This window comes from Brevundimonas sp. (assembly GCF_031082345.1).
In the GTDB taxonomy this organism is placed as follows: domain Bacteria; phylum Pseudomonadota; class Alphaproteobacteria; order Caulobacterales; family Caulobacteraceae; genus Brevundimonas.
On the sequence record NZ_JAVHLH010000010.1, the window covers coordinates 9,673 to 17,649 of the forward strand.

Annotated in this window: 8 protein-coding genes; 5 read left to right on the plus strand and 3 right to left on the minus strand. The window is 64.7% G+C overall.

The genetic code is table 11. From position 1 onward, the window contains the following. Positions 1 to 2,194: NADP-dependent malic enzyme (locus RDU12_RS01425; RefSeq protein ID WP_308683997.1), on the plus strand; the 2,194-nt coding region annotated here is incomplete at its 5' end. 377 nt (positions 2,195 to 2,571) lie between these two features. Next, the gene (locus tag RDU12_RS01430; RefSeq protein WP_366145252.1) at positions 2,572 to 2,880 is read left to right on the plus strand and encodes an alkylphosphonate utilization protein; all 309 of its coding nucleotides are present in this window, start codon (positions 2,572 to 2,574) and stop codon (positions 2,878 to 2,880) included. Between the two features lie 276 nt (positions 2,881 to 3,156). On the opposite strand, the gene RDU12_RS01435 is transcribed toward RDU12_RS01430, so the two are convergent. The 3 genes from RDU12_RS01435 to RDU12_RS01445 form a co-directional block, all read right to left on the minus strand. Next, positions 3,157 to 3,720 carry a response regulator gene (locus RDU12_RS01435; protein WP_308683998.1) on the minus strand — a complete coding sequence of 188 codons (564 nt, stop codon included), beginning with the start codon at positions 3,718 to 3,720 and terminating at the stop codon, positions 3,157 to 3,159. 19 nt (positions 3,721 to 3,739) lie between these two features. Continuing rightward, positions 3,740 to 4,117: a nuclear transport factor 2 family protein gene (locus RDU12_RS01440; protein ID WP_300289243.1), complete on the minus strand. Its 378-nt coding sequence runs from the start codon at positions 4,115 to 4,117 to the stop codon at positions 3,740 to 3,742. 64 nt (positions 4,118 to 4,181) lie between these two features. Next, positions 4,182 to 4,928 (minus strand): Crp/Fnr family transcriptional regulator, encoded by a 747-nt coding sequence (locus RDU12_RS01445; protein WP_300289244.1) that lies wholly within the window; start codon positions 4,926 to 4,928, stop codon positions 4,182 to 4,184. 181 nt (positions 4,929 to 5,109) lie between these two features. Here RDU12_RS01445 and RDU12_RS01450 point away from each other — a divergent pair, with 181 nt between their 5' ends. The 3 genes from RDU12_RS01450 to RDU12_RS01460 form a co-directional block, all read left to right on the plus strand. Further along, the gene (locus tag RDU12_RS01450) at positions 5,110 to 5,514 is read left to right on the plus strand and encodes a response regulator (protein ID WP_300289267.1); all 405 of its coding nucleotides are present in this window, start codon (positions 5,110 to 5,112) and stop codon (positions 5,512 to 5,514) included. 111 nt (positions 5,515 to 5,625) lie between these two features. Further along, a complete protein-coding gene (locus RDU12_RS01455; protein ID WP_300289246.1) occupies positions 5,626 to 7,131 on the plus strand; it encodes an ATPase domain-containing protein in 1,506 nt (501 codons plus the stop codon). A 1-nt stretch (position 7,132) separates the two neighbouring features. Then, the coding region (locus RDU12_RS01460) for a histidine kinase dimerization/phospho-acceptor domain-containing protein (RefSeq protein ID WP_308683999.1) at positions 7,133 to 7,977 on the plus strand (845 nt) is incomplete at its 3' end.

Below are 7,977 nucleotides of genomic sequence, written 5' to 3' on the forward strand. Positions count from 1 at the left end.
GGACCTGAGCCTGGCCTATTCTCCGGGCGTCGCGGCGCCGGTGTTGCGGATCGCTGAAGATCGGGACGCCGCCTACGACTACACCTCCAAGGGCAACCTGGTCGGCGTGATCTCCAACGGCACCGCGATCCTGGGCCTCGGCGACCTCGGGTCGCTGGCGTCCAAGCCCGTGATGGAGGGCAAGGCGGTGCTCTTCAAGCGGTTCGCCGATCTCGACGCCTTCGACATCGAGGTGGACACCCGCGACGCCGACGCCTTCATCGCCGTGGTCCGCCACATCGGCGCGACCTTCGGCGGCGTGAACCTGGAGGACATCTCCAGCCCGGACTGCTTCCGCATCGAGGCGGCCCTCCAGGACCTCGTCGACGTCCCGGTGTTCCATGACGACCAGCACGGCACCGCCATCATCTGCACGGCGGCCCTGATCAACGCCTGCGAGGTGACCGGCCGCCGGATCGAGGACGTCCGGCTCGTGCTCTGCGGCGCCGGAGCGGCGGGGCTGGGGTCCATCACCCTGATGAAGGCCCTGGGCGTGCGGGCGGAGAACACCACCCTGGTCGACATCGACGGCGTGGTCTACCGCGGCCGGCCGGTGGGCATGGACCAGTGGAAGGCGGCGCACGCCACCGATACCCCCCATCGGACGCTCGCCGAGGCGATCGCCGGCGCCGACGTCTTCGTCGGCGTATCCACCAAGGGCGTGCTGACGCCGGCCATGGTGGCGTCCATGGCGCCCGATCCGATCATCTTAGCCCTGGCCAATCCGGATCCGGAGATCACGCCCGAGGAGGTCCTGGCCGTGCGCCAGGACGCGATCATGGCGACCGGGCGGTCGGACTATCCGAACCAGGTCAACAACATCCTCGGCTTTCCGTACATCTTCCGCGGCGCCCTGGATGTCCGGGCGCGGTCCATCAACCACCAAATGAAGGTCGCCGCGGCCCGCGCCCTGGCGATGCTGGCGCGCGAGGACGTGCCCGACGAGGTGGCGGTGGCCTATCAGGGCCGGCGCGTGAAGTTCGGCCGCGACTACATCATCCCCTCCCCTTTCGATCCGAGGCTGATCTGGTATGTGCCGCCCTTCGTCGCCGAGGCGGCCATGGCGAGCGGCGTCGCGCGGCGTCCGATCGCGGACATGGACGCCTACCGGGCGGCGCTGAGCCGCCGCCTCGACCGCTCGGCGGGTTTCCTGCAGCACATCACCGAGGCGGTCCGCGGCGGCCCGCTCCAGCGCATCGTCTTCGCCGAGGGCGAGGAGTCCGGGGTGATCCGGGCGGCGGCGGCCATGAAGGCCCAGGGTCTGGCGGAACCGGTCCTGGTCGGCCGCGAAGCGCTGATCCGGGCGAATGCGGCGGCGGCCGGCCTCGAAGGGGAGGATTTTCAGGTCCGGATCGTCAATTCGGGCCTTTCCGACCGTACGGCTGACTATGTCGACCACCTCTACGCCCGCCTCCAGCGGAACGGCTATCTGCGCCGGGATGTTCAACGCCTCGTCAATCTGGACCGCAACTCCTTCGCCGCCGCCATGGTCGCCATGGGCGACGCCGATGCGATCGTCACCGGCGTGACGCGCGGCTTCGACCAGTCTCTGAAGGAGGTGCTGCGCGTGGTCGACGCCGAACCTGGCGCACGCCTGCTGGGGCTCTCGGCCTTGCTCACGCGAAGCCGCACCATCTTCGTGGCCGACACCTCCGTCTGCGAACGTCCGAGCGCCGAAGACCTGGTGGAGATCGCGCATGGCGCGGCAGCGGCCGTGCGCAGGCTCGGGCACGTTCCGCGGGTCGCGTTCCTGTCTTCCTCCACCTTCGGCAATCCCCAGGGCGAGCAGCCGCAACGGGTCCGCGAGGCGGTGGCGCTGATGGACGCCCGCGGCGCCGACTTCGAATATGAGGGGGAGATCCCGCCCGACGTGGCCCTCGACCCGGGTCTCTGGGACCGCTATCCCTTCATGAGGTTGACGCAGCCCGCCAATCTTCTGGTGATGCCGGCGATCCATTCGGCGGCCATCGCCACGAAACTGGTCCAGGCGTTGGGAGAGGTCGAGGTCATAGGTCCCATGCTTCAGGGTCTCGCGCATCCCGTCCAGATCTGCCGGCTTGGCGATGGAGTGTCCCGCATCGTCACCCTGGCGACCGTCGCGGCCTTCGAGGCTCAACAGCGGCGCGCCGGCGCGTCGGCGAGCCGGAGCGTCTAGATGCCTTTCCCGCGCCGCGAGATCCCGCGATCCGGACCGCGCCGATGGCTGACCAGCCAGGTCGCCATCGTTCTTCTCCGCCTCTCGGCCGTTCTGTTCGCCCTGGGCGCCCTGAAGCTTTGCGGAGCCTTCTGACGAAGGCCGGTCCGGCGGCGGCAAGGCCGCGACCTCACACGACCCCGGTGATGCGTTGATTCCCTTGCTTGATGCCTGAACTATCAATCGTTATCATTGAGTCCATCCCCGGCGCTCTTGGCGAGGAGCAGCGCAGCCTCCACCGGCGCTGCCAACTCGCGATTCGGTCGGAGGACAGGCGCAGGCCGAAACGTCGTCTGACAGAGGCGTCCGGCTTGCGAAGGCTGGCTGAGGAGTTGCAGATGGGCGCTGAACCCGGCGAAGACGACTATGTGTACGACGAGGTCAGGGATGAATGGATCAGCGCGCGGGAAGCGGCGGCCGCGCCCAGGCCGGTGAAAGGCGTCCGCGACGCCGTGGGCAATCTGCTTTCGGACGGCGACAGCGTCACCCTGGTGAAGGATCTCAAGGTCAAGGGCGCGAATCAGACCCTGAAGCGGGGCGCCCTGATCAAGTCGATCCGCCTGACCGACGATGACCAGGAAATCGACTGCCGCTGCGAAGGCATCAAGGGCCTCGTCCTCCGGGCGGAGTTCGTTCGCAAGGTGTAGTGGGAGCCCAGGTTCAAGGACCGATTTTGGTCAGGCGGCCTGGTCCTCGACGGATCCCAGATGCCTCACGTCCACCTCAGTCAACACCGCCGTCGACTTCGCGAAATCGACGGGTTTGAGCATGTTGTAGTTGTCCGCTCCCGCAGACCAGACCTGTTCCCGGCCTCCCGGGCGCGCCGAAGACGACAGACGATGGGCGTCTCCAGGTTGCCCCCTGTCGGACATGTGCTGAGCCGCCACGTTCAGTGCGATCTCGCGTATTCCGCCGCGACTGCATCAGGAAAACGCGTCTGTGCTCCGGCGGCCCATGTTGAGGGGACCATCGCGCTTGGCACGACGCCGATCAGGTCCGAAATAGGTGTCCCCGGAGATGAACGGTCTGGGATGAAACACCAACATCTCCACGCGCTTGAGGACCGCGGCCGGGACGATCGGCTTGACCAGGAATTCGTTGACGCCGGCGTCGCGGGCCTTGAATACGTGCTCCTGCTCGGAATGGCCGGTGACCATGATGATGGGCAGATGGGGACTGACACTGCCCGGGTTGCGCAGGAACCGCGTGAATTCCAAGCCATTCATCGGCGCCATGCTGTAATCCACAATAGCGAAATCGAACGTCCGAGTGCGCAGTATCTCCAGCGCTTCCGTGCCGTCGCACGCTTGCCGGATCTTGTTGAGACCGACCGAAGCGAGGACGCTCATGAGGATGAGCCGCACGTGCGCGTTGTCGTCAACCACGAGAGCTGACAGGCGCGACAACGCCGTCATGCCTCCACCCCAATGACGCGCAGACGGCAGGACCCGCGCGCCGATACGCCCTGTCCCAGGAAGATCCGCCATCGGGATTGTTGCTGCCTCATCAGTTGAGCGCTTTGCTCACGCCGAGAGGCGTCTGCTGATGCTGCACCAGGCGCCAACGGCCGTCATCGCGCCGCCACGTCGAGGTGCACAGCGCTCGGCAGGACGGCGCCCCTGGACGGCGGCCCTCGCCCACATATGCCAAGACTACTAGATCCTCGTCGATCCAACCGATGTCCTGTTCGACAATGTGGACCGACGCCCAGCGCGGCGCCGAGAGCCGACCGGCCCCGGCCTGTTGCTCCGCGAGCACACCGACCGGTTCTGTAAAGGCTATCACCCCGTTCGGATGAACGAGCCGAGCCCAAGTCTCCGGTCCCTCGATCCAGAGCCGTTCCTCCAAGTTCCAGATGTCGTTGTCATCCTCCTGCCTGGTCACTTCGACTCCTCTCCGGTGCTAAGTTGCCGATCGCTGCCCCTTGAAGCCGCGATCGCTCCCGGGATTACAACAGCGGACGCGGAACCAAGGGGGTCTCGGAATAGTCGGCCAGCCGTTCCAGCCCGGCCGGATCCAGCATGGTGAGCTGCTGTTGCTCGAAGATGAAAAGGCCGCGCCGTTGCAGCCGTTTCAAGGTCTTGTTCGTATGGACCAGCGAGAGGCCGAGAGCATCGGCGAGATGCACCTGTGTCAGCGGAATATGGATCGGATCGACCGCCATGGGGTCCAGCAAGCGGGTCCGCTTGTACAGGTTGACCATCAACATCGCGATCCGCTCCGCAGCGGAGCGACGTCCGACCGAAGTCAGGATATCGTCGACCAGTTTTTCTTCCTTGGCCGTGAGCCAGGTCGTGTCGAAGGCGAGTTCTGGATAGTTTCGGTAGAGTTCCCAAATCTTGGGTCGGGCGTGACGGCACAATCGGGCATTCGTCAGCGCCTCCACGCCATGAGCTGAATCTCCCAGCATATGGGCCTGGAAGCCAATGACGTCCCCCGGCAGCAGAAAATTCAGGATCTGGCGCCGCCCGTCACGCAACGTCTTGTAACGGAAGGCCCAACCCGAGAAGAGCGTGTAAAGTGGAGGGTTCTGCGAGCCTTCTTCAATGATTGTGACGCCGGCAAGGGCGTCGACCTGGCCAAGCCGCATGCCTTCGATGAATGCGATCTCTTCCGGAGTGTTGCTCCTGAACACCGGAAGCGCGCGCAACGGACAGGCTGCGCAAGGCACGGTGGGCGGAATCGATTCGATCACCGAACTACTCGTTGTACTGGCAGGCTCTCGCCGGGGAGACCGTGCGGGGATGGGTCACCTTGGCAATAGCGCATCCGGCCACCTTCGCCATATGTCATAAGACATAACGGTCACGCTTCGGATGTCCTAATGCCACGAGGCTGGGGAGCGATACGGACGGGGAAGCTCAGTATTGGAAACGATGCCGGACGGAAGGTCGGGCCTGACCGCCAGCGGGCCAAGGATTCTGGTCATCGATGACCAGACCGACGTCCGCAAGAGGATCGCCGATGGGTTGACCGAATTGCACTTCGATGTCCTGGAAGCCGCCACCCTCGCCGAAGCCTCCGAGACTGTGGCTCAAGGTCCGCCCTTTGGCGCCGTTGTTGTCGATGTCGCTTTGAAGGATGGCTTCGGCGAAAGCTTCGCCAAGCTGATGAGGGCGGCCTCTCCGGGGACCCCGGTGATCATTGTCACAGGCTATGGCGAGTCCGCCATGCGCGAGAGGCTGTCGTCCGATCCTGGCCTCGCCGTATTGGGCAAGCCCCTTTGTCTGGAGGTCTTGGCCAGGGCCCTGGCCACCCTGGGGGTGGAGCCGCACCCCTAGATCCACCCTCGGGGCGACGCGGGTCCGGGCGCGCTCCGCTTTCCAGACCCGATCAGCCGGAATCGCCTGCTTCGCAGGTCCGTGCGCCATTTCCATCAAACGAGTAATTTCATGAACGACAGGTCGTCCGCCGATCGAGGCCGGGTCTCCACCGGAATCGCCGATCTCGACACTATTCTCGGCGGCGGCGTCACCGCCAACCGCGCCTATCTGCTCGAGGGCGCGCCCGGTAGCGGCAAGACCACCATCGCCCTGCAGTTTCTGCTGGAAGGCGCGCGCATTGGCGAGCGCGGGCTCTACATCACACTGTCTGAGACCGCTGCCGAGCTCACCGAAGTGGCGCGAAGCCACAACTGGAAGCTCGACGACATCGAACTTTTCGAACTCGTCAATGAAGAGGGGCTCAACCAGGACCGGGAGCAGTCAATACTCGACCCCTCCGAAGTCGAGCTTGGTGAAACCATCCAGGGCGTGATCGCTTGCGTGGATCGGCTGCAGCCCTCCCGCGTCGTGTTCGACAGCCTGTCAGAGATGAAGCTGCTGGCCCAGAACTCCCTGCGTTACCGGCGCCAAATCCTGGCGCTGAAGCAATATTTCTCCACCCGCCAATGTACGGTTTTCTTGCTTGATGACCGCAGCTCGGACCCTGGCGACCTGCAGCTACACAGCATTGCACACGGCGTGATCACCCTGGAACAGGCGGCCCAGGAGTACGGCTCGGAGCGACGCCGCCTGCGCGTTGTCAAAATGCGGGGCGTAAAGTACCGCGGCGGCTTTCATGACTTCGCCATCGAAACCGGCGGCGTGGCGGTGTTTCCCCGGCTGGTGGCGGCCGGGCATCACCGTGAGTTCACCGGCGATCTCGCTTTGACTGGCGTTGAGCGCCTGGACCAGATGTTGGGTGGAGGCATGTCGCCAGGCACGAACACCCTGCTCAACGGGCCGTCCGGCGTCGGCAAGACGACGACCGCCGTACGTTGCGGGTTGACCGCACTCGAGCGCGGGGACAAGGCCGCCTACTATCTGTTCGACGAAGGCAAGGCGACTATGCTGGCCCGCGCCAGATCCATGGGCATGGACCTTCAATACCACATCGACAGCGGCCAACTACAGATATCCCAGATCGACCCCGCGGAACTGTCGCCTGGCGAGTTCGCCAACAGGGTGCGGCGGGCGGTGGAACACGATGGGGTCCGCTTCATCGTCATCGACAGCCTGAACGCCTTCTTACAAGCGATGCCGGGCGAGAAATATCTGCTGCTGCAGATGCACGAAATGCTGAGCTATCTGAACCAGCAGGGCGTGATCACGGTGCTCATCCTCGGGCAGCACGGAATCGTCGGCGAGGTACGTTCTGAAGTTGACCTGAGCTACCTCTCGGACACCATCGTGCTGTTCCGCTACTTCGAGGCCCGCGGCAGCGTCTACAAGGCGCTTTCGGTCGCCAAGAGCCGCACCAATCCTCATGAGTCGAGCATCCGGGAGTTTCTGCTCGGGCCGACCGGCGTCAAGATCGGCGAGCCTCTGGAGGATTTCGAGGGGGTGCTGAGCGGCCTGCCGAACTATCGGGGTAAGACGCCCTTGATGGCTGCAGAACCGGCCGCGGCGGACGCCTAGGTTGGAAGATCGGATTCTGATCCTAGCGCCGAAGGGCCGCGACGCCGAGGTGATTCACCAGGTCCTCGCCGGGCCTGGACGAGTGTGTGTCGTTTGTCGGGATGTCGCCTCCCTTGCAACGGAAATGGGACGGGGCGCGGGCGCCGTCCTGATTACCGAGGAGGCATTGGCCAGTGCGGACCGCACTGCGCTGGTCGACCAGATAGAAGCCCAGCCCTCCTGGTCCGACCTGCCCATCATTCTGCTTTCGACCAAACGGTCAGGGACCCGGCCGCCGGAGGCGGTTACGATTCTCGAGGACCTCGGAAATGTCCTTGTCATGGAACGTCCCATCCATGGCGAGACCCTGGCGAGGGCCGCGAGTTCGGCTCTAAGGGCGCGGCGCAAACAGTATCAGACGCGAAGCCATCTGGAACAGCTCGGGGCCGCCGAAGAGCGTCTGACACAGTTGAACGCGACGCTTGAATCACGGATCGAGGAACGCACCGAAGAGCTGTCTCAGGCAAACAATCGCCTGATGGCCGAGAGCGCCGAGCGTGAGCGCGCCCAGCAAGCCTTCGTCCAGTCCCAGAAGATGGAGGCGGTGGGCCAGCTCACGGGTGGCATCGCGCACGACTTCAACAACCTGCTTACCGTCATCGTCGGAAATCTGGAGTTGGCCGAGCGCCGTATCGCCGATGAGAAGGCGGTCCGTCTCGTGGGCTTCGCCCGAGAAGCCGCCGATCGGGCGGCGAGGCTGACGCATCAGCTCCTTGCGTTTTCGAGAACCCAAAAGCTCGTGCTGCGTCCCGTGAACGTCAACAGGCTTGTCGCCGGCACGGATGATCTGCTCAAGCGCACAATCGG